Source organism: Microbispora siamensis, assembly GCF_016863095.1.
Lineage (GTDB): Bacteria > Actinomycetota > Actinomycetes > Streptosporangiales > Streptosporangiaceae > Microbispora > Microbispora siamensis.
The window spans coordinates 37,571-57,272 of record NZ_BOOF01000016.1; the positions used below are offsets into that span (position 1 = coordinate 37,571).

General features: G+C 72.4%; 19 protein-coding genes. 15 read left to right on the plus strand and 4 right to left on the minus strand.

What is annotated here, in order from left to right:
* The first annotated feature begins 50 nt into the window (after positions 1-50).
* The 5 genes from Msi02_RS43250 (at position 51) to Msi02_RS15810 (ending at position 4,565) form a co-directional block, all read left to right on the plus strand.
* Positions 51-356, plus strand: a complete 306-nt coding sequence (locus Msi02_RS43250) for a helix-turn-helix domain-containing protein (RefSeq protein ID WP_239108443.1) — start codon at positions 51-53, stop codon at positions 354-356.
* Positions 353-1,069: an RNA-guided endonuclease InsQ/TnpB family protein gene (locus Msi02_RS15795; RefSeq protein ID WP_239108444.1), complete on the plus strand. Its 717-nt coding sequence runs from the start codon at positions 353-355 to the stop codon at positions 1,067-1,069. The genes Msi02_RS43250 and Msi02_RS15795 overlap by 4 nt, the downstream gene beginning before the upstream one ends.
* Before the next feature lie 195 nt (positions 1,070-1,264).
* Positions 1,265-1,738, plus strand: coding sequence for an NUDIX domain-containing protein (locus Msi02_RS15800; protein WP_079314572.1), 474 nt, complete (start codon positions 1,265-1,267; stop codon positions 1,736-1,738).
* 73 nt (positions 1,739-1,811) lie between these two features.
* The gene (locus Msi02_RS15805; RefSeq protein WP_204049049.1) at positions 1,812-2,036 is read left to right on the plus strand and encodes a hypothetical protein; all 225 of its coding nucleotides are present in this window, start codon (positions 1,812-1,814) and stop codon (positions 2,034-2,036) included.
* A gap of 108 nt (positions 2,037-2,144) precedes the next feature.
* Positions 2,145-4,565, plus strand: coding sequence for an ATP-binding protein (locus Msi02_RS15810; RefSeq protein ID WP_239108445.1), 2,421 nt, complete (start codon positions 2,145-2,147; stop codon positions 4,563-4,565).
* On the opposite strand, the gene Msi02_RS15815 is transcribed toward Msi02_RS15810, so the two are convergent.
* The 3 genes from Msi02_RS15815 to Msi02_RS15820 all read right to left on the minus strand — a co-directional run bounded on the left by Msi02_RS15815 (position 4,528) and on the right by Msi02_RS15820 (position 6,540).
* Positions 4,528-5,091 carry an ATP-binding protein gene (locus Msi02_RS15815; RefSeq protein WP_204049051.1) on the minus strand — a complete coding sequence of 188 codons (564 nt, stop codon included), beginning with the start codon at positions 5,089-5,091 and terminating at the stop codon, positions 4,528-4,530. The genes Msi02_RS15810 and Msi02_RS15815 overlap by 38 nt on opposite strands.
* A complete protein-coding gene (locus Msi02_RS43255) occupies positions 5,088-5,279 on the minus strand; it encodes a DUF5999 family protein (protein ID WP_079314569.1) in 192 nt (63 codons plus the stop codon). The genes Msi02_RS15815 and Msi02_RS43255 overlap by 4 nt, the downstream gene beginning before the upstream one ends.
* 163 nt (positions 5,280-5,442) lie before the next feature.
* Positions 5,443-6,540 carry an FAD-dependent monooxygenase gene (locus Msi02_RS15820; RefSeq protein WP_204049052.1) on the minus strand — a complete coding sequence of 366 codons (1,098 nt, stop codon included), beginning with the start codon at positions 6,538-6,540 and terminating at the stop codon, positions 5,443-5,445.
* A 136-nt stretch (positions 6,541-6,676) separates the two neighbouring features.
* Between Msi02_RS15820 and Msi02_RS15825 the strand changes: the two genes are divergently transcribed.
* The 5 genes from Msi02_RS15825 (at position 6,677) to Msi02_RS15845 (ending at position 11,026) form a co-directional block, all read left to right on the plus strand.
* A complete protein-coding gene (locus Msi02_RS15825; protein ID WP_239108446.1) occupies positions 6,677-7,693 on the plus strand; it encodes a GntR family transcriptional regulator in 1,017 nt (338 codons plus the stop codon).
* Between the two features lie 77 nt (positions 7,694-7,770).
* Positions 7,771-8,232 carry a PPOX class F420-dependent oxidoreductase gene (locus tag Msi02_RS15830; protein ID WP_204049053.1) on the plus strand — a complete coding sequence of 154 codons (462 nt, stop codon included), beginning with the start codon at positions 7,771-7,773 and terminating at the stop codon, positions 8,230-8,232.
* Between the two features lie 22 nt (positions 8,233-8,254).
* Positions 8,255-9,421 carry an MFS transporter gene (locus Msi02_RS15835; protein ID WP_204049054.1) on the plus strand — a complete coding sequence of 389 codons (1,167 nt, stop codon included), beginning with the start codon at positions 8,255-8,257 and terminating at the stop codon, positions 9,419-9,421.
* 196 nt (positions 9,422-9,617) lie between these two features.
* Complete coding sequence (locus Msi02_RS15840) at positions 9,618-10,490, plus strand: GNAT family N-acetyltransferase (protein ID WP_204049055.1); 873 nt, start codon at positions 9,618-9,620, stop codon at positions 10,488-10,490.
* Positions 10,491-10,567: 77 nt separating this feature from the next.
* Positions 10,568-11,026 carry a nuclear transport factor 2 family protein gene (locus tag Msi02_RS15845; RefSeq protein ID WP_079313739.1) on the plus strand — a complete coding sequence of 153 codons (459 nt, stop codon included), beginning with the start codon at positions 10,568-10,570 and terminating at the stop codon, positions 11,024-11,026.
* A 24-nt stretch (positions 11,027-11,050) separates the two neighbouring features.
* On the opposite strand, the gene Msi02_RS15850 is transcribed toward Msi02_RS15845, so the two are convergent.
* Entirely contained in the window at positions 11,051-12,139 is a 1,089-nt protein-coding gene (locus tag Msi02_RS15850) for a HesA/MoeB/ThiF family protein (RefSeq protein WP_204049056.1), read from the minus strand.
* Positions 12,140-12,348: 209 nt separating this feature from the next.
* Here Msi02_RS15850 and Msi02_RS15855 point away from each other — a divergent pair, with 209 nt between their 5' ends.
* From Msi02_RS15855 to Msi02_RS15875, 5 genes are read left to right on the plus strand one after another with little or no spacing between them, the layout of a single operon-like run.
* Positions 12,349-12,852 carry a hypothetical protein gene (locus Msi02_RS15855; protein ID WP_079313738.1) on the plus strand — a complete coding sequence of 168 codons (504 nt, stop codon included), beginning with the start codon at positions 12,349-12,351 and terminating at the stop codon, positions 12,850-12,852.
* The gene (locus Msi02_RS15860; RefSeq protein ID WP_204049057.1) at positions 12,852-14,285 is read left to right on the plus strand and encodes a hypothetical protein; all 1,434 of its coding nucleotides are present in this window, start codon (positions 12,852-12,854) and stop codon (positions 14,283-14,285) included. The genes Msi02_RS15855 and Msi02_RS15860 overlap by 1 nt, the downstream gene beginning before the upstream one ends.
* Positions 14,282-15,757, plus strand: coding sequence for a VWA domain-containing protein (locus Msi02_RS15865; RefSeq protein WP_204049058.1), 1,476 nt, complete (start codon positions 14,282-14,284; stop codon positions 15,755-15,757). Before Msi02_RS15860 ends, Msi02_RS15865 begins: the two co-directional genes overlap by 4 nt.
* A gap of 13 nt (positions 15,758-15,770) precedes the next feature.
* Positions 15,771-16,886: an ATP-binding protein gene (locus tag Msi02_RS15870; protein WP_142561786.1), complete on the plus strand. Its 1,116-nt coding sequence runs from the start codon at positions 15,771-15,773 to the stop codon at positions 16,884-16,886.
* Positions 16,883-19,690 carry a DUF5682 family protein gene (locus Msi02_RS15875; RefSeq protein ID WP_204049059.1) on the plus strand — a complete coding sequence of 936 codons (2,808 nt, stop codon included), beginning with the start codon at positions 16,883-16,885 and terminating at the stop codon, positions 19,688-19,690. Before Msi02_RS15870 ends, Msi02_RS15875 begins: the two co-directional genes overlap by 4 nt.
* Positions 19,691-19,702: the final 12 nt, after the last annotated feature.

The following is a 19,702-nucleotide window of genomic DNA, read 5'->3' on the forward strand; positions in this document are numbered from 1 at the left end:
GTAGCGTGGTGGTCTGATTACAAGAAGTGACCTGAATGTGGAGGGTGGGTGTGCGCCGGTCGTTCAAATTCCTGCTGCGCCCCACCAGCAGGCAGGCCGCCTCGCTCGCCGCCTGCCTTGAGGATCACCGGCAGCTCTATAACGCCGCTCTTGAGCACCGGCGCACCGCCTACCGCAAGGCGGGCGTGACGGTTCGCTACGGTGACCAGTCCGGGGAGTCGAAGCACATCCGCGCCGACGACCCAGACGGCCAGGGTCGTTGGTCGTTCTCGTCTCAGCAGGCCACTTTGCGCCGATTGGATAAGGCGTTCGCCGCGTTGTTCGCCCGTGTGAAGGCCGGTCGCACGCCCGGGTGAAGACGATCAGCGTGAAACGGGAAACGTCCCGCTGGTACGTGATCCTGTCGTGCGATGACGTGCCCGCGCAGCCGCTTCCCTCGACCGGTGCGGCGGCCGGTGTCGACATGGGCGTCGCCTCGCTGGTGACCACCAGCGACGGCGACCACCTGGACAACCCGCGCCACCTGAAAGCGTCCGCCGGACGTCTGGCCGCGGCCCAGCGGGCCCTCACCCTTAAGAATCGGGGGTCCAAGCGGCGCCGCAAGGCGGTGGCGAGAGTGGCGGCGCTGCACGCGAAGGTCCGGCGTCAGCGCTTGGACGGCGCGCACAAGGCCGCCCTGGCACTGGTCCGGGCGTATGACGTGATCGTGCACGAGGATCTGCGGATCGCGAACATGACCCGCAGCGCGTCCGGCACGATCGACGCCCCCGGGCGGAACGTCGCGGCCAAGTCCGGGCTGAACCGGAGCATCCTGGACGCGGGTTGGGGGGTGTTCCTGCGGGTCCTCGCGTACAAGGCTGAAAGCGCCGGTCGCGAGCTGATCGCAGTTGATCCCCGCAACACCTCCCGCACCTGCTCGCGGTGCGGGCACTGCGCGAAGGACAACCGCCTCACCCAAGCCCGGTTCCGATGCCAGGCGTGTGGCCACGAGGCGCACGCCGACGCGAACGCGGCCGAGAACATTCTCAGGGCAGGGCTTGCCCTTCGCGACGCTGCGGAAGCGGCCTAGCGAGAAGCCGCTCCCTTCAGGTAGCGGAGGAGTCACGACCTCCCCTTTTACGTCTGCTTCGACGGTAGGAAGCGATCACGGGCGGGGCATCGGGCGTGCAGACCAGATCGCGCGTACTGCCCGGGGCGTACGCCCTCCTCCCCGCGATCTAGGGGAGATCCCTGACTAGGCTCAGGGCATGCGATCGGAGCTGCGATGATCCCGGCGGACGCCTTCTACGCGGGGCTGTTCAAGGTGGCCGCCGCGGCGGCCGGTTTCCTCACCGACTCCTCGGGGCGGGTCCTGCTCGTGAAGCCGGGCTATCGCGACCACTGGGGCTGGCCGGGCGGCCACGTCGACGAGGGCGAGTCGCCCGAGGCGGCCTGCGGCCGGGAGCTGGCCGAGGAGCTGGGCCTCACCCGGCCCGTGGGCCGCCTGCTCGTGGTCCAGTGGGTGCCGCCGCTGGACGACCGGCCGATCCCACTGGTCCACTTCCTGTTCGACTGTGGCACGTTCGAGGACGGGACGGGCGTGGTCCTCCAGGAGGACGAGCTGGACGACTACGGGTTCTTCACGGCGGAGCAGGCCGTCTCCCTCATGCCGGCCTACCTGGTGGCCCGGCTGACGGCGGCGCAGCGGGCCCGCGCGACCGGCGAGACCGTCTACCTCCCTGCCGCCGTCGCCGAATAGTTTCCCGTCCCCGTGGAATGGGGTGGACGAACGCGCCATGGCGAACGCGAGTGACGCAACAGGACGGTGAGGCATGGACGATCCGGAGCTCAAGAAGGAGCTCGACGAGGTGGACGCCCAGATCGAGCGCCTGCGCAAGGAGACCACGCAGATACGCGAGGAGATCGGGCAGAGCTGGGACGCGCCCACGGACATGGCGGAGAAGGCCACCCTGCTGACCAACGTCGAGCAGCAGGAGGCGCTCATCGACGACCTGCAGGTCAGGCGCGAGCAGATCCTGCGGCGGATGAAGGGCTGAGCCCGCCCCGGGGTCCCCCGGTCGGGCGGAACAGCGTTTGTACGCTGGTATGAGCCACGACGTGGTGGCGTACCGGACGACGGGGGCGGCGTGGGCGTCATGACCGCGATGCGAACGAGGGTTGCCAGGGGGGAACCGGCCGGTCTGCCCGCGGAGGTGACCAGCTTCGTGGGGCGCCGGCACGAGCTGGCCGAGCTCAAGCGCCTGCTGGGGACCTCGCACGTGGTCACGCTGATCGGCGCGGGCGGGGTGGGGAAGACCCGCCTCGCGCTGCGGGCGGCCGAGGACGTCCGCCGGAGCTTCCCCGGCGGCGTACGGCTGGTCGAGCTGGCCGCGCTCGAAGATCCGGCCCTGCTCGTGCAGACCGTGGCCGAGGTGCTGTCGGTCAACGACCACTCGACCCGGCCGCCGCTCGACGCGCTGGTCGAACGCCTGCGGGGCCGCCAGACCCTGATCGTGCTCGACAACTGCGAGCACGTCCTCGCCGAGTGCGCGGTGCTCGTGGACACGCTGGTCCGGGCGCTTCCCGACCTTCGGGTCCTCGCCACCAGCAGGCAGGCGCTCGGCATCGACGGCGAGCAGATCGTCGAGCTGGCGCCGCTGGCGATGCCCGCCCCGGGCGATCCGGCGGCGCCGCTCGCCGAGTCGGACGCGGTACGGCTGTTCGCCGAGCGGGCCGCCGCGGTCGTCCCCGAGTTCGAGGTGACCGAGGAGAACGAGGAGGCGGTGGCCGAGATCTGCCGCCGGCTCGACGGCCTGCCCCTGGCGATCGAGATGGCCGCCGTACGGCTGCGCGTCCTGTCGGTGAGCCAGGTGCTCGAACGGCTGGGCGACCGGTTCCGGCTGCTCACCGGCGGATCGCGGGCCGCGCTGCCTCGGCAGCGTACGCTGCGCGCGCTGTTCGAGTGGAGCTACGACCTGTGCACCGAGCAGGAGCGGCTGCTGTGGCAGCGGGTCTCGGTCTTCGCCGGGGGCCTGGACCTGGAGGCGGCCGAGCAGGTGTGCGCGGGCGACGGCATCGCCCGCGAGGACGTGCTCGAACTCGTCGCGGGGCTGGTCGACAAGTCGGTCCTGCTCCGCAGGGAGTACGACGGGGCGGTCCGCTACTGCCTGCTCGACACGGTGCGGCAGTTCGGCCGTGAGCTGCTGGCCGCCTCAGGGAACGAGGCGACGCTGCACCGGCGCCACCGCGACTACTACCGGAAGATCACCTCACGGGCCTGGGCGGAGCTGTTCAGCGCCGCCCAGCAGTCGTGGGTGGAACGCCTGCAGCGCGACCACGCCAACCTCCGCAAGGCCCTGGGCTGGTCGCTGCGCGAGCCGGGAGAGGCCGAGACGGGCCTGGCGATGACCGCGGAACTGCTCTACCACTGGAGCGGCTACCACCTGTCGGAGGGCGCCGGCTGGTTCGACCGGAGCCTGGCCGCCGCGACGGAACCCGGCGAGGTGCGGGCCCACGCCCTGTGGGCGGGCGCCTGGATCGCCCTGCTGAGGGACGACTGCGTCACCACGCTCGCACGGCTGAAGGAGGCCACGGCGATCGCCGAGCGGCTCGGGCTGCGGGTGACGCTCGGCTATATCGCGTTCCTGTCCGGCATGGCGGCCGTGTGCGGGGGCGACCTGGAGACGGGCATGCGGCGATACGAGGAGGCGGCGGCCGCTCACCGCGCCGTCGGCAACCCCATCGGTCTCGCGCTCGCACTCAACCGGCTCGCCCTGGCCAACGCGTTCCTCGGCCGCCCGGCCGCCCGTGACCTCGCCGAGGAGTGCGTGGCTCTGTGCGACCTGTACGGCGAGGGATGGCACCGGGCGTACGCGCTGCTGGCGCTCGCGATGGACGCCTGGCACCGGGACGACATGCGCGCGGCCTGCGAGATAGACAACGAGAGCCTGCGCTACAACACGGCGGTCGGCGACCAGCTCGGCATGGGCATGAACCTGGAGGCCCACGCCTGGTTCGCCGCCGGAGAGCAGGAGTACGAGCGGGCGGCCCGGCTGCTCGGCGTCGTACGGACCTTCTGGCGGGCCGTCGGCGCGCGGCTGGCGGAGTTCCGCTACATGAGCCGCTGTCACGACGAGTGCGAGGCGGTCACCCGAGAGGCGTTGGGCGAGGCCGCCTTCCAGGCCGAGGTGTCCCGGGGCGCGGCCCTGACACGGGAGGAGGCGCTCACGTACGCCCTGCGCGAGCGGACCCCCGCCGCCCGCGCGCCCGCGCCGTTCGAGGGCCGGATCGCACCGCTGACGCGCCGGGAGACGGAGATCGCGCACCTTGTCGCCGAGGGACTGAGCAACAAGGACATCGCGGGCAGACTCGTCATCTCCCAGCGCACCGCGGAAGGCCACATCGAGCACATCCTGGACAAGCTCGGGTTCAAGTCGCGCGCCCAGGTCGCCGCCTGGCTGAAGGAGCGGCTGAGCGAGCGCCCGGCCAACCCGGCCAACCCGGCCGGCCCGGCCGCGGACGGCGCGAGCGGCCCGACGAGCGGGCCGGTCAGCGGAGGGCGTACACCGGCAGCTCGAACCACGTGATCTTGCCCTGCCGGGTGCGCTCCGCGCCCCAGCAACAGGCCAGCGAGTCCAGCAGCCGCAGTCCGCGCCCGTGCTCGTCGCCGGCGGACGGCCGGGCCATCTCGGGCATCGTGCCGTCGCAGTCCTCCACCTCGCAGCGCAGCAGCCCCTCGACGGCCGACAGCCGTACGACGAGGTCGCCGCAGCAGGTGTGGCACAGCACGTTCGTGACCAGTTCGCTCACCAACAGCCGCGTCACGTCGGACAGGTTCTCCATGCCCCAGGCGCTCAGGCGCTCACCGACCAGCCGCCGGGCCCGCCCGGCGGCGGTGGCGTCGGTGGGCAGCCGCCAGGACGCCACCTCGACGTCGGGGTCGTCCACGAGCTGGATCGCGAGGTCGCCGACCCGCTGCCGCAGCGTCTCCCAGCGGTGACGGACCGCGGAGTGCCGGCGTGACGGGACGGCGGGTGCGTGGCCGTCCTGTGCTGATGACGGTGACGCGGATGACGGTGATTCGTCTCGGACGGGACAGTAGATCAAACTCATGCGGCACACCCCAGAGATGCGCGAGCGGGGATGCTGCGACCGTCCGGCATGAGCTCACCACTGTCGTCGAAGAGCACCACGCCGTTGCAGAGCAGACCCCATCCCTGCTCCGGGTGGAAGGCGATCAGACAGGCCGCGTCGCGGTCGGGTGCGTCCGCCGGCGGGCACTGAGGGTGGTGCTGGCACATGATCGGTCCCCCTGACTCTCATGCACTCTTTGAGACGTTTTCAGACTGCCTTCTCGCGCCTTGGGGTGGGGAGGGGGAAAACACCCGTATCGATACCTGTTCGAGGCATACGTACGTAGTGGGTGCTGGCTGGGTCGGCGGCGGGTAAAGCGCCGTAAGGCCCTCACTCGTCCAGGGAGATCGCGTCCTTGGCGCGATCGACCGATTCCTCGGAGGCCCCACGGCCGGGGTTTTCCGTGGCCAGCGCCTGGTTGAGCGCCACGAAGGGCCGCATCCGCCGCTCGTAGCGGGCGAAGGCGGCCTCGTGCGTGCCTCCCGCCAGCTCGGCGGCCAGCACGTACGCGCCCACCAGGGCGAGGCTCGTGCCCTGCCCGGACAGAGGGGAGGGGCAGTAGGCGGCGTCGCCGACGAGCGCGATCCGTCCCGACGACCACCGGTCCATGGTGATCTGGGCCATCGAGTCGCAGTAGAAGTCGCCCGCCTCCTCCATGCCCTTCAGCACCCTCGGCGTCTCCCCGCCCGCACCCGCGAACGCCTCGGCCAGGGCCGCGCGCAGCCGGGCGGGGTCCCGATGGTCGAGCGGCTCGGACTGGAAGCCGAGGCTGACCCGCAGCTCCGTGTTCCCCCGGACCGGGAAGATCCCGTATCCGCGCTCGCCGTCCTGCATCCAGACCTGCCAGTCCTCCAGCCCGAGGAAGTTGTCCATGCCGAACACGGCCAGGTAGGTCCCCAGGTGGTGGACGAACTCCTGCTCCGGCCCGAAGGCCAGCCGCCGGACCGTGGAGTGCAGTCCGTCCGCGCCCACCACGAGGTCGTACCGGCGCGGCTCGGCGTGCTCGAACCGGGCCAGCACGCCCCGCTCGTCCTGCTCCAGCGCGGTGATCGAGTCACCGAACAGGTACGTGACCTCCCCGCGCGTCCGCTCGTACAGCAGGCGGGTGAGGTCCTCGCGCAGCAGTTCGATGTCGTCGTTGTCGAGCCGACCGCTGCTGTAGGTCGTCTCCTCCGAACGCATGATCTCGTTGCCCTCGCCGTCGTACACCGACATGCCGCGGTGGGTGGTGCGCAGGCGCCGCGCCTCGTCGAGTACGCCGGTGCGGCCGGCGACCTCCAGCGCGACGCCGCGGATGTCGATCGCCTGCCCTCCCGAGCGGAGGCCGGGTGCGCGCTCCACCACGGTCGGGGTGAAGCCGTGGCGGCGCAGCCAGTAGGCGAGCGTGATCCCCGCGACACCGGCGCCGGAGACGAGCACGTTGGTCATCGAAGCTCCCTTGGGGGTGTGGATGCCGTATGTGCAGTGAATGTACGCTGTACGCCCACATCGTTCAAGCTGGGATTTTGGCGAGTATCTGTACTAGAACAGCTAGATTCTGTCCTAGTACAGGGAGGAGATCGAGGTGACACCGCCGTATGCGAGGATCGCCGCCGAACTCAGGCGCAGGATCACCGAGGGCGAGCTGGCGCCCGGCGATCGGGTGCCATCGACCCGGCAGGTGGCCGCGCAGTGGGGGGTCGCGCTCGCCACCGCCACGAGGGCGCTCGCCGAGCTGCGCAGGGAAGGGCTCGTCCGTGCGGAATCCCGCGTCGGCACGGTCGTCGCGGAGCCGCCCCCGGCCCTCCCGCCCGCGTCGGGAGCCGCCGCACCGCCGGGAGATCGGGTACGCGTCGCGGCGCCCGCCCCACGTGATGGCGACGCGGCCCGGCGGCGGCCGGGCGCGGGGGCCGAACGCGAGCTGACCCGCGAGCGCGTCGTGCGGGCGGCCATCGAGATCGCCGACGCGGAGGGGCTGCCGGCGCTGTCGATGCGCGGTGTGGCGGCCCGGCTCGGGGTCGCGGCCATGTCGCCGTACCGGTACGTCGGAAGCAAGGACGACCTGATCCTGCTCATGGCGGACGCCGCCTTCGGCGAGCTGGGCTACCCCGGCGATGCCCCCGAGGGCTGGCGGGAACGGCTGGAGATCGCGGGCCGTACGCTGTGGGCGATCTTCCGGCGGCATCCGTGGCTGGCGCAGCTCAGCCCGCTCGGCAGGCCGCTGGCGCTGCCCGGGCTGACCGTGCACGCCGACTGGGCGCTGGCCGCCCTCGACGGCCTCGGCCTCGATCCGGCGACCGTGCTCGACGTCCACATCCTGCTCTACAGCCACGTGCAGGGCCTCGCGATCAACCTGGAGCGCGAGGCGCAGATCGCGGCGGCGACCGGGCTGTCCGAGGAGCAGTGGATGGACGTCCAGGGGCCGGCGCTGAGCGCCATCGCGAGGTCGGGGCGCTACCCGGCCTTCGCCAAGGTCATCGGCGGCCTGGGCGAGGACGGGTACGACTTCCGCCTCGACGACCTGTTCGAGCTCGGCATGCGGCTCCTGCTCGACGGCGTCACCTGCCTGGTGGAGCGGAGCCGCGCCTCCGGGCGTGATTAAAGTGGCGGCATGAGCGAGTGCAGCGAGCGAATCAGTGTCTGGTGTATGCCGCTCGGAGCCGGAGGCGAGGAGCGAGCATGAGTCCGAGGATCGCGACCGCCGAGAAGGTCTCCCGTGAGCAGTTGCTCGAATTCGTCCGTGATCGCCACCGGGCGATCCTGATCACGACGAGACGCGACGGCGGCCCCCAGGCGTCCCCGGTGACCTGCGGAGTCGACGCCGAGGGCCGCATCGTCGTGTCGACGTACCCCGAACGCGCCAAGACCCGCAACGCCCGTCGCGATCCGCGGGCGAGCGTGGTCGTGCTGTCGGACGACTTCGACGGGCCGTGGGTGCAGGTGGACGGCACCGCCGAGGTGCTCGACCTGCCGGAGGCCCTGGAGCCGCTGGTCGAGTACTACCGCTCGATCTCCGGGGAGCACCCCGACTGGGAGGAGTACCGCGCCGCCATGGTCCGCCAGGGCAAGTCGCTGGTGCGGATCACCCCGACGTCCTGGGGGCCGGTGGCCACCGGCGGATTCCCGCCGCGTCTGGCGTGACGCGCCGGCCCGGAACCGGCCCGTGAGCCGCGCGCGGCTGTGGCCGTTGTACGCCGCCGGGTTCACCACCGCCTTCGGCGCGCACGGCATCGCGGCCAACCTCGGCGTGGCCGGCGACGGCGCGGGAGCGTCCCTGCTTCGGCTCGGCCTGCTGCTCGCCCTCTACGACGGCGCCGAGGTCGTGCTCAAACCGGCGTTCGGCACGCTGGCCGACCGGGTCGGACCGCGGCCGGTGCTCGTGGGCGGCCTCGTCGCGTTCGTCCTCGCCTCGGGCGTCTACGTGGTGGCGGCCCGGCCCCATGGTCTCCCGGACGCCGGGTGGCTGCTGGCGGCGAGGCTGGGGCAGGGCGCGGCGGCCTCGGCGTTCTCGCCCGCGGCGTCCGCGCTGGTCGCACGGCTGACCTCGGAGAGCGCTCGCGGCCGGGCCTTCGGCTCGTACGGCTTCTACAAGAGCATCGGCTACACGCTCGGCCCCTTCCTCGGCGGGGCGGTCGTCGCGGCAGGCGGCCTGCGCTCGCTGTTCGCGGTCATGGCCGCGCTGGCCGCCGCGGTGGCCTGCTGGGCGGCCCTCACGGTGCCCCGGGTGCCGCCGCTGCCGCGCGCCAGGCAGACCGTGGGCGACCTCGCCCGGCGTCTCGCCGATCCCGGGTTCCTGCGGCCGGTGACGGCCCTGGCGGCGGGGACTGCGGCGCTGTCGGTGGGGGTCGGCTTCCTGCCGGTGTCCGGCCGGGCGGACGGGCTTGGCCCGATCACGACCGGTGCGGCCGTCTCCGTGCTGGCCGCGTGCGCCGCCCTCGTCCAGCCGCTCGCGGGCCGGGCGCTCGACGCGAGGAGGATCAGCCCGATCCGCGGTCTGGCCACCGGGCTGCTGCTCTGCGCGGCGGCCTTCGCGCTCGCGGCCGTCCCGGGCGTGGTCCCGCTGGTCCTCGCGGCGGCGACGGCGGGCGCTGGGATCGGGCTGATCACCCCGCTCGGGTTCGCCGTTCTGGCCGGGGCCACACCTCCCGAGCGCATGGGCCAGACCATGGGAAGCGCCGAGGTGGGCCGGGAGATCGGCGACGCGGGCGGCCCGCTCCTCGTTGGGGCGGTCGCGACCGCGCTGTCCCTGACCTCGGGTTACCTGCTGCTCGCCGGGCTGCTCGCGGGGGCCGCCGCGTACGCGGACAGGCGCGGGCGGTGGCCGGCCTGAATCAGGCCGGCGCGGTAGTCCCGGTGGGGGCCGTCACGGCCGAGGAACTGCCGCTCGCCGAGCCGGCCGTGTACGCCCCCGGGAACGCTCTATTTCCAGCGAGGGAAAAGCGGTTTCCGCGGGATCGGGGATACGGCTAGCCTCGGATGCCGCCACGAGCGCCGGGGCCGTGAACCGGCGCGGACAAGGACGACGCATGCCCGACCCGCTCACCACACCGGCCGCCGAACTGCCCGTACGCCGGCTCGGACCCGAGGACCTGGATCGATGCCTCGCCCTCAGCGAGGACAGGGCCTGGGCCCGGGAGGAGCGCAAGTGGCTGTTCCTCCTGGAGAACGCCGAGGTCTACGCGATCGACGCCCCTTCGGGAGAGCTTGCGGGCACGGTCACGCTGACCCGGTACGGCACGGCCGCGGCGGGCATCGGCATGATGCTCGTCGCCACCCGGTATGGCGGACGCGGGCTGGGCAGGCGGCTGATGACGCACGTGCTCGACGCGGCCGGTGACGCGACCGTCTTCCTCTGGGCAACCGAGGCCGGCCGGCCGCTGTACGAGAAGCTCGGGTTCGAGACGCTGGGCGTGACGGAGGCGCGTGTGGGGCGCCTGCGCGCCGGGGACGACCCCGTCCTGTCGAGGCCGGCCGACCTCGGCGCCGACCTCGGCGCCGATCTCGACGCCCTGCTCGCGCTCGACGGGGAGGTCTTCGGCGCCGACCGGGCCGGGCTGCTCGCGCGGGTGTTCGCCTTCGCCGAGGAGGTCAGGGTCGCCGAGGACGAGACGGGGCTGACCGGCTACGCCGTGTCGTGGCGCAGCATGGACACCCTGTTCATCGGGCCGGTGGTCGCCGGCGACGAGGCGGTCGCCCGCGCGCTCGTCACCGACCTCGCGCGGAACGCCGACGGCCTGGTGCGGATCGAGGTCGAGCGCGCCCGGCCGGGCCTGCTGGACTGGCTCGGCGATCGGGGCGTGTCCCCGGCGTTCTCGACGTCCTTCATGGTCCACGGCGGCAGGCCGCTCCCCGGCGACCGGACCCGCATGTTCGCCCCACTGATGATCGCGATGGGCTGAGCGCGGCGGCCGCCGCCCGGCCTCGGCCCCTACCCCATCGGAGAATGAGGGTTCTCTCGTCCGGGAAGAAGAGCACGATGAGCACACGTCCGCCGCTTCCGCCGTTCACCGAGGAGACCGCCAGGCAGAAGGTGCAGGCCGCCGAGGACGCCTGGAACACCAGAGACCCGGAACGTGTCGCGCTCGCGTACACCGAGGACTCGGTGTGGCGCAACCGTTCGGAGTTCCTGACCGGACGGGAGGAGATCGTCGCCTTCCTGCGCCGCAAGTGGGAGCGCGAGCGGGACTACGCCCTGCGCAAGGACCTGTGGACCTTCGGCGGCGACCGCATCGCCGTACGGTTCCAGTACGAGTGGCACGACGCCGAGGGCCGGTGGTGGCGCAGTTACGGCAACGAACTGTGGGAGTTCACCGCCGACGGGCTGATGAGCCGCAGGGAGGCGAGCATCAACGACGTGCCGATCGAGGAGAGCGAGCGGCGCATCCGCGGCCCGCGCCCCGAGTCCGAGCGCGGGGCAGGCCTTCCGCTCGCCTGACCGTCGGGGGCGGCCCGGGGTCTGTCACCTGGCCATGCTGCCGAGGGATTCGGCGCGGAGCGCGTCCGGAGCGCAGGCGGGGCAGTCCGGCGCCGCCGGATGGCGCGTGTAGACGTGCTGGTCCGGGGCGATGAGGTTGATCCCGGTGACGTAGCTGCCCGAGGCCGCGGGGATTCCGGTCAGGAACGCGATGACCGCCTGGGCGGTCAGGTGGCCCGATACTCCGGCCGAGGGCGCGAGGACGTCCGGCCCGCCGAGGTCGACGGGGATCCCGGGCGCGAGAGGGGCGTCGACGCTCGCGGTCAGGCACTCGTAGCACGGGCCGCCGGGGGTGAACGCCGCCACGCTCACCAGCGGGCCGTTGTAACCGCCGAGCGCCCACGGGATCTTCTCCGACAGGCAGGCCCGGTTGGCCCAGATGCGGATGCCGCCCCGGCCGGCCGGTTCGTCGGCGCACATCGCCACCGCGTCGAACCCGCGTACGAGGTCGAGCATGTCCTCCTCGCACTCGACCGCCCGGGCCTCCCCGGTCACGCGGACGGAGGAGTTGACCTCGGCGAGCCGGGCGACGGCCACGTCCACCTTGGGACTGCCGATGTCGGCCTCCCGATAGAGGGCCTGCCGCGTCAGGTTGGACAGCTCGACCAGGTCGTGGTCCACGCAGTGGATCTCGCCGACGCCGCACGCGGCGAGTGCCCAGGCCGTGTGACTGCCGGTGCCGCCCAGCCCGAAGACGAGCACGCGCGAGCGCTTCAGGCGGACCTGCGCCTCCCAGCCGTGCTCGCGCGGCGCGAGGCCGCTGCCGCGGAAGAACGCCGCGTTGCGTGAGTAGCGCTCGAGTTCCCGCAGGCTGAGCTCCTCGGGCCGCGGAGCGGCGGCGTCCTCCACGTATCCCGACTTCAGCAGGAGATCGACGACGCCGGTCGCCTCGGCCTCGGTGAGCCCCGGGAACGTGCGGAGCAGACGGGCGGCGACCTCCTCCGGGGTCCTCGTGCCGTCCATGGAGTTCAGGGCCGCCCAGACATGGCCGTCCGGATCGCTGATCTCCCGGGCGGCGCCGCCTATCCGGATCCGGTCGTTGCCGTACCTGTGGGGGCGGTGCTGGGCTTTCACACGTGGCAACCGCAAGGCGACCTCTCGGCATCGCGAGCGGGACAACAATCGACAGGTGGATCTTTCTGGAAGTGTCCACTCATGTCAAGGCGAATTCCGAAGCGGCATCACCCCTGGAAGCGGTAGCGACCGGTGCCGCGAGCGGGAGCCGGCCGGTCCGGGCGGGCGGCGCCGCGGTTTTGTCGTACGGCTCGGCTACTTTCCGGATCATGACAGACCGTTCCCCCAACGGCGCGACCGTGTGGGCACGACACAGCAGGCTGCGCGTGGTGCCGCCGGTCCAGCCGCGCAAGCTGGCGAAGGTCCCCTTCGTGGAGCTGGCGGACGGCCGGCTGCAGGGCGTGGTGTCGAGCGGCTCGGACATCGGCCGGGTCTACGTCTCCTCCATCGCCGCCGGCACGCACAACTACAACTGCAGCACCAACAACAACCGCCCCTGCGGCGGCCTGTACGGCTCGCCGTGCAAGCACCTGCGGGCCCTGGTCGCCGAGGCCGTCGTGCAGTACGGCGCCGACCGCGTGGCCCGTTACCTGCGGGTCGAGGTCCCCGAGGGCGAGGAGCTGGCCGACTGCCTGGGCGGCGCCCACGAGCCCGCCCCCGCCGCGGTCGTGTTCAGCCGGTTCCTGCGCCACCTGGCCTACCTCGAGGTGCCCGACACCACCCTGCCGATCCCGGAGCTGCACTGGTTCCCGGCCACGGGGACGGTGAGCTGATGCTGGCCGTACAGCTCGCCGCGCTGCTCGCCGGCGACTCGGGAAACGCCGGTGACGGGGCCGGGGAGGCGCTCGCGCTGCTCGACGGCTTCGACGACGCCCTGGTGCACGGCCTCGCCCGGCTCGCCGACGAGCGCGCCGACGCGGTGACCGCGCTGGCCGCGGCGTTCGCGGCCACCCCTCTCGGCGATCGGCTGGCGGAGGCCGCCGACGCGGTCGTGTCCGGTTCGATCACGCAGGAGCATCTGAGGGCCCTGGCGGGCGGCCGGGTCGCGTTGTCCGGCGCCGTGCACGACGCCCTGCTCGAAAGCCTGGACACGGCGTTGGGACGGGAGCGAGCGGAATGGCCAGCGGCGCCCGACGGCCCGGGGACGGCGGGCGACGCCGGCGCTCAGCCGGCCGGGAACGTGCTCGGCGGCGTCCGCTCCTGGCTGCGCGAGCTGGCCATCACCGGCTGGCGCGGCGTCGACCACGACCTCGTCTCCGCGGCGGACCAGGTCATCGAGGCCCTGCTCGCCGCACCTGATCTGCACAGGCTCGCGGTGCTGCTCGACGGCTTCGCGGCCGAACTGCGCGCCTGCTGCCCGATCGGCCCGGCGGAGCACCTGCCGGTGCGGCGCTGGGCCGACCTGTGGACCCGCGCTCTGCTGCTGTCGCAGGACGGCGTCCTGACCGGCGAGCCCCGGTCCGCCACCACGGTGTCGGGACGGCTGCTGGCACTCGGCGTCGACGTGCACGAGCACGGCACCGCCGTCCAGTTCCAGGTGCATGCCGTCCTGGAGCCCGCCGGCGGCGGCAGGTCCCGGCTGGTGCGCACCTCCGTCACGGTCGCCAAGGTCGACACCATCGTCGGGCCCGCGCTGTGGAAGCTGGCGCAGCGCCACAAGGTGCTGCTCGCCGCGCTGGCCGACGGACGCAGCGTAGAGATCACGGACATGCCCCTGCTCGACAGCGGTGACCTCGTCTGGGACGACGACCGCGCCTTCGTGAGCAAGCCCGCCGACCCGTTGGCGACCGCCCGGCTGTGCCTGCCCGGCGCGCTCGCCCCGGCGGTGCCGCCCCTCGACCGCGTTCCCGTACGCATCGCAGAACCGGTGCTGGTGGAGGGCTACAAGGTCACCAAGGACGGCTCCTTCGACCTGGGCGGAACGGTCCTCGCCGTGGACGCGGAACGGCTGCCCGACTGCGGTCCGCTCACGCCCAAGCTGGTGGCGGCCTCGTCGGCGTGCGTGGGACTGGTCCGGTGGGACGCCGGCCGCTGGACGCTGCAGCCGCTCGCCGTGCAGGCGAAGGTCAAGCGGGAGGCGGTGGTGGCCGCCACCGGCGACTGGGCACTCGGCCCCACCGACCCCAAGGCGGCCAAGGCCGAGGCCAGGGCGGCGGACGCGGTCACCGTGCTGCGGGAACGAGCCGGACGGTTGCTGCGACGATGAGCGACGACCTCTCCACCACCGGCATCTCCACGACCGGCATCTCCACGACCGGCGACGACGGTCTGACGAACGCCGACCGGAATCGGCGTCAGGTGCTCTATTGGCGGCTGCTCGCCCGGCTGTTCGACCACGAGGAGCAGCCCGCGCTGGAGACCGCCGGCGTCGCGGTCGTCGGCGACCTGGGCCTGCCCGCCGGACTGCTCGACCCGGCCGTGTCGGTCGACTCGCTGGTGCAGCGCTTCCCCGAACTGTCCGCCGAGTTCGAGACCCTGCTGACGCCGGACGAGCACGTGCCGGGCGGCGAGGTGCGCCGGGCGGCACTCGTCTCGAAGCTGCTGCTCAACGTCTTCGCCACCGGTTCCGGTGACGTCAGCGCCACCCGGCTCGCGACCTGGCAGCGCGACGCCGCCTGGCTCAAGTGGGCCCTGTGCGCGGGGTCGGCGCCCGGATCGGGCGCGGGCGCGGGAACGGACGCGGCACCGGGAGAGCCGGGCGGCGAAACCGGAGCGGAGGCCGAGACCAGCTCGGGGGCCGGCCCCACGGCCGGGTCCGGGCGGGGCTCCGGCGTCAGGATCGGCGACGACGACCTGGCCAAGGCGCTGGCCGGTATCGAAGCCGACCTGGTCAGCCGCATGCGGCTGCGCGAGGTCCTGGCCGACCCGGCCCTGGCGCGGCAGCTCACGCCCAGCATGTCGCTGGTCGAGCAGTTGCTGCGCGACAAGGCCAACCTGTCGGGGGTGGCGCTTGCCAACGCCAAGGCGCTGATCCGCAGGTTCGTCGACGAGGTCGCCGAGGTGCTGCGCACACAGGTCGAGAAGGCCAGTGTGGGCGCGATCGACCGGTCGGTGCCGCCGAAGCGGGTGTTCCGCAACCTGGACCTCGACCGCACGATCTGGAAGAACCTCACCAACTACAGCCCCGAGGACCAGCGGCTCTACGTCGACCGGCTCTACTACCGGCACACCGCGAGGCGTACGACACCGGCCAGGATGATCGTGGTGGTCGACCAGTCCGGTTCCATGGTCGACGCGATGGTCAACTGCACCATCCTGGCGTCCATCTTCGCCGGGCTGCCCAAGGTCGACGTGCACCTGGTCGCGTACGACACCCGCGCGCTCGACCTCACCCCGTGGGTGCACGATCCGTTCGAGGTGCTACTGCGCACCCAGCTCGGCGGCGGCACCGACGGCACCGCCGCCCTGGCCCTCGCCCAGCCGAAGGTCGCCGACCCCCGCAACACGGTGGTCGTGTGGATCTCGGACTTCTACGAGTGGAACTGCCCCGCCGTCTACGCCGGCATGGAGGCGCTGCACCGATCCGGCGTACGGCTCATCCCCGTGGGCTCGGTGGACAGCGGCGGCCAGCAGAGCGTCAACCCGTGGTTCCGGCAGAAGCTCAAGGACCTGGGCACGCCGGTGATCTCGGGCCACATCCGCAAGCTCGTGTTCGAACTCAAGAACTTCCTCGCCTAGGAGACCCCCTCACATGACCAACGAGATGCTCCGCGCGCCCGCCGAGGTGAAGTACGCCGAGGAGCTCGACTGGCTCGAGTCGATCGACGACGGCCCCAAGCCGTTCTCCTGGCGGCTCAGCCCCCGGATGGTCCGCCTGTTCGTGCTCGGCAGCGAGCGGTCCGACGGCCTGGACCGCGAGATCCCGCAGAAGTGGTTCGGCGACCGGAGCTTCGTCGAGCGCAGCATCGTGACGCTCGCCTCCGACCGCGGCCTGCTGCTGATCGGCGACCCGGGCACCGGCAAGAGCTGGCTGGCCGAGCTGCTGTCCGCCGCCATCTGCCGAGACTCCACCCTGGTCGTGCAGGGAACGGCGGGCACCACCGAGGACCACATCAAGTATTCGTGGAACGTCTCGATGGTGATCGCCAAGGGCCAGTCCCGTGAGTCGATGATCCCCTCGCCGATCATGACGGCGATGGAGCAGGGCATGATCGGCCGCTTCGAGGAGCTCACCCGCGCCACCAGCGACGTGCAGGACGCCCTGATCTCGATCCTTTCGGAGAAGTACGTCTCCATTCCCGAGCTGGACACCGACAACACGGTGTTCGCCAGGCCCGGGTTCTCGATCATCGCCACCGCCAACAGCCGGGACCGGGGCGTCAACGACCTGTCCTCGGCACTGAAACGGCGGTTCAACTTCGTCCGCATCCCCGTGGTGACGAGCAAGGCCAGCGAGGCCGAGATCGTCCGATTCCGCACCACAGAACTGCTGCGCCGGCACCGCATCGAACTGGACGTGCCGCCCGCGCTCCTGGACATCCTGCTGCAGAGCTTCGCCGACCTGCGCGCCGCGGCGGCGTCGGCCACGAGCGAGGACGAGAAGCTGGAGTCGGCCCTGTCCACCGCCGAGCAGATCGGCGTGCTTGAGGACGCCATCCTGCACAGCCACTTCTTCGGCGACCGCACGCTGCGCGCCGAGACCCTGGGCGGCTCGCTGGTGGGCTCGCTGGCCAGGCGCGCCCCGGAGGACCTGGCCATCCTCAACAAGTACTGGCACGGGGTCGTCGAACCCCGCAGCAAGAACGACGGAGGCGAGTGGACGCGGTTCCTCGACGGCGGCCGTCAGGCGATCTCGACGCTGTCATGAGCACCTTCGACGCCCTGCGCGAGCAGCTTCTCGACGCCGCCGCGGCCTTCTCCGGCGGCAAGGACGCACCGCCTTCCCAGACCCTGGCCGGCATCCTGTCCGGCATGGTCGACGACGTCGACCGCATGCTGCGCGAGGAGCTGGAGATCTTCCCGGTGTGCCACCACTCGCCGGCCTCCGCCCTGGCCATGACCCGGCGGCTGCGCGACAAGCGGCCCAAGGTGGTCTACCTGGAGCTGTGCGAGGACCTGCGCCCGCTCCTGGACGAGCTGCGCAACTGCCGGCTGCCGGTGGCGCTGCAGGCGTTCGCCACCCAGCTCGACGGGTTCCCGCCCGGCTCCGGACCGCTCAGCGTGATCGCGCCGGTCACGGAGGCGTCGGCGGAGTATCAGGCCATCGCGTACGCGCTCGACACCCCCGGCGTCGAGATCGTGCTGGTCGACCGCTCGGTGGACCACGTCTTCCAGTGGCTGCCCCAGGAGACCGACGGCTCGGCTCCGCAGGAGTCCGGCTCGATCGAAGACGCGCAGGGCGACGAGGTTGCGTTGCATGGGGACGCCGTGGGGGTCGAGATCGGCGACCTGCGGCCGCGCTTCGCCGAGCTGGAAAAGCACCTGCTGCACCACGGCAAGGTGCGGCACTGGTCGGAGTGGTGGGACCAGTACGTCGAGCAGCCGCTGACCGGGGCCGACTACGACACCTACCGCCAGGCGATGGCGCTGGTCGGCAGCCTGTTCCGGCGGCTGCGCCCCGACGGGGACGACCGCCTGGCCGTCGACGAGGAACGCGAGCGCTACATGTGGACGCGCATCCGCGAGCACCTCGCCGCGTCGGGCGCCGACCCCGCCGACTGCCTGTACGTGTGCGGGGCCTTCCACGCCGTCAGCACGGTCGCCGAGTTCGGCCTGCGGTCCGAGGCGCCGCCGTACGCGATCGGTCCGCGCACGGGCACCCGCTGGCTCTACGGGCTGATCCCCTCCAGCCACTCCGCGATCGAGGCGCAGTTCGGCCTGGCCCAAGGTTCGGTGTCCATCGCCGCCGCCACCTGGGCCAAGGCGGTCAAGCGCGGAGGCGTCACGCCTTACCGGCTGGAGGGACAGGAGGGCGGACGCGGGAAGCGGGCCGCCAAAGCGGCCAAGGCCGCACCGCCCGTCGCCGAGCCGGAGGCCGACCGGCTGTCGGGGTTCCTCGCCACCCCGCCCGCGCTCGACGGGCTGGACGAGGACGAACTGCGCGGATGGTGCGTCGACATCGTGCGGCTGGCCCGCCGCAACGGCTATCTGGCCAGCACGGCCGACGCCATCGCCGTGTTCGAGACGTCGATCCTGCTCGCCGGATTGCGCGGCCGGGCCAGGCCCACGCCGTACGACTTCGCCGACGCGGCCGTCACCTGCATCGAGAAGGACGTGGTGCCGGGCCGCCGGGACGTCCGCCGCCTGTGCGAGATCCTCCTGGGCGGCGACAAGATCGGGATGGTCGGCTACGACGCGCTGCCCCCGCTGGCCCGCGACGTGTACGACCGGCTGGAGCCCCTCGGGCTCGACCTGACCAAGCGCACCCAGCAGCGGGTGCTGCTCGACCTCAAGGCGGATCCCGAGCTGGAGCCGTGCTCCGACCTGCTGTGGACGCTGCGTTACCTGCTGCCCGACGGTGCGATCCGGCCGATCATGGGGGCGCGCCGCCTCGGCGAGCGGCCGATCCAGGAGAGCTGGGACGTCGCGCTCGGCCGGCACCAGCGGGAGATCATCGAGCTGGGCTACGAGGGTGTCACGGTCGAACAGGTGCTGGAGCAGCGGCTGCGCCGCCGGGCGTGGGATCCCCAGGCCACGGCGGGAGTCGCGCTCGCGGCCGTCGAGGACGCCATCCTCTACCTGGGCGGCCGCCGTCTCGCCGGCGAGCTCGGCGCCCGCGCCGTCGAGCTGCTGGCCGCCGAGCGCACCGTGGACGACGCACCCGAGGTGCTGCGCCGGATCAGGCGGCTGCTGACCTACTACCGGGCGAGCGAACCGGAGCTGCCCGCCTGGTGCGAGGACTTCGTCACGGCCGGATACGCCCACTACTGCACGCTGCTGCCCACCGCCTTCGCCGACGACGACACCGGCGTGCGTCAGGTCGGCGCGATGCTCGGCTTCCTGTTCACGCTGGAGAGCCTCGCGCTGTCGCTGGGCTGCGACCGGGCCCAGCTCGAACTGGCCGTACGGCAGTCGCACCCGCGGGCCCCGGCCAAGGTCGCGCTGCTGTGGGCGGCGCAGACGCAGCTCGGCCTGCTGACCAGGGAGGAACTGCGCGCCCGCTGCGACGAGCTGCTGGCCAACCCGCTCGTCGTCCCGGCCTATCCGCTCTATGTCAGCGGGTTCGTCCAGGCGCTCGACCCCGTCCCCGGCCTCGCGCCGTTCGTGGTCGAGGCGCTGTCGAAGGCCTTCGCGCGGCTGCCCGACCCCGTCCTGCTGCCGTGGCTGCCGACGTTGATCACGACGTTGCGCCGGCACGCGCCTGAGCTGGTCCCCGCGCTCGTCCGCGAGGCCGGCCGGACCTTCCCCGGCGCTCTGGCCGAGCTGGACACGTGGATCCCGCCGTGGGAACGGCCGGCCGCACCGGCGCGCAGGGCCCGGGCGGCAGCCGCGCCGAGCGGGCCGGTGTCCGCGCTGCTGGCCCGGCATCCGCAGGCGTGCGACGCCGTGGCCGCGCTGCTCGGCTGCACGGCGGAGTGGGGGAGCGCCGAGCGGGAGAACGGCGAGGTGGCGGCCCTGCTCGCCCGGCACCCGGCGACGACCGGCGCGGTCGCGGCCCTGCTGTGCCTCTGAACGATGCCCGCG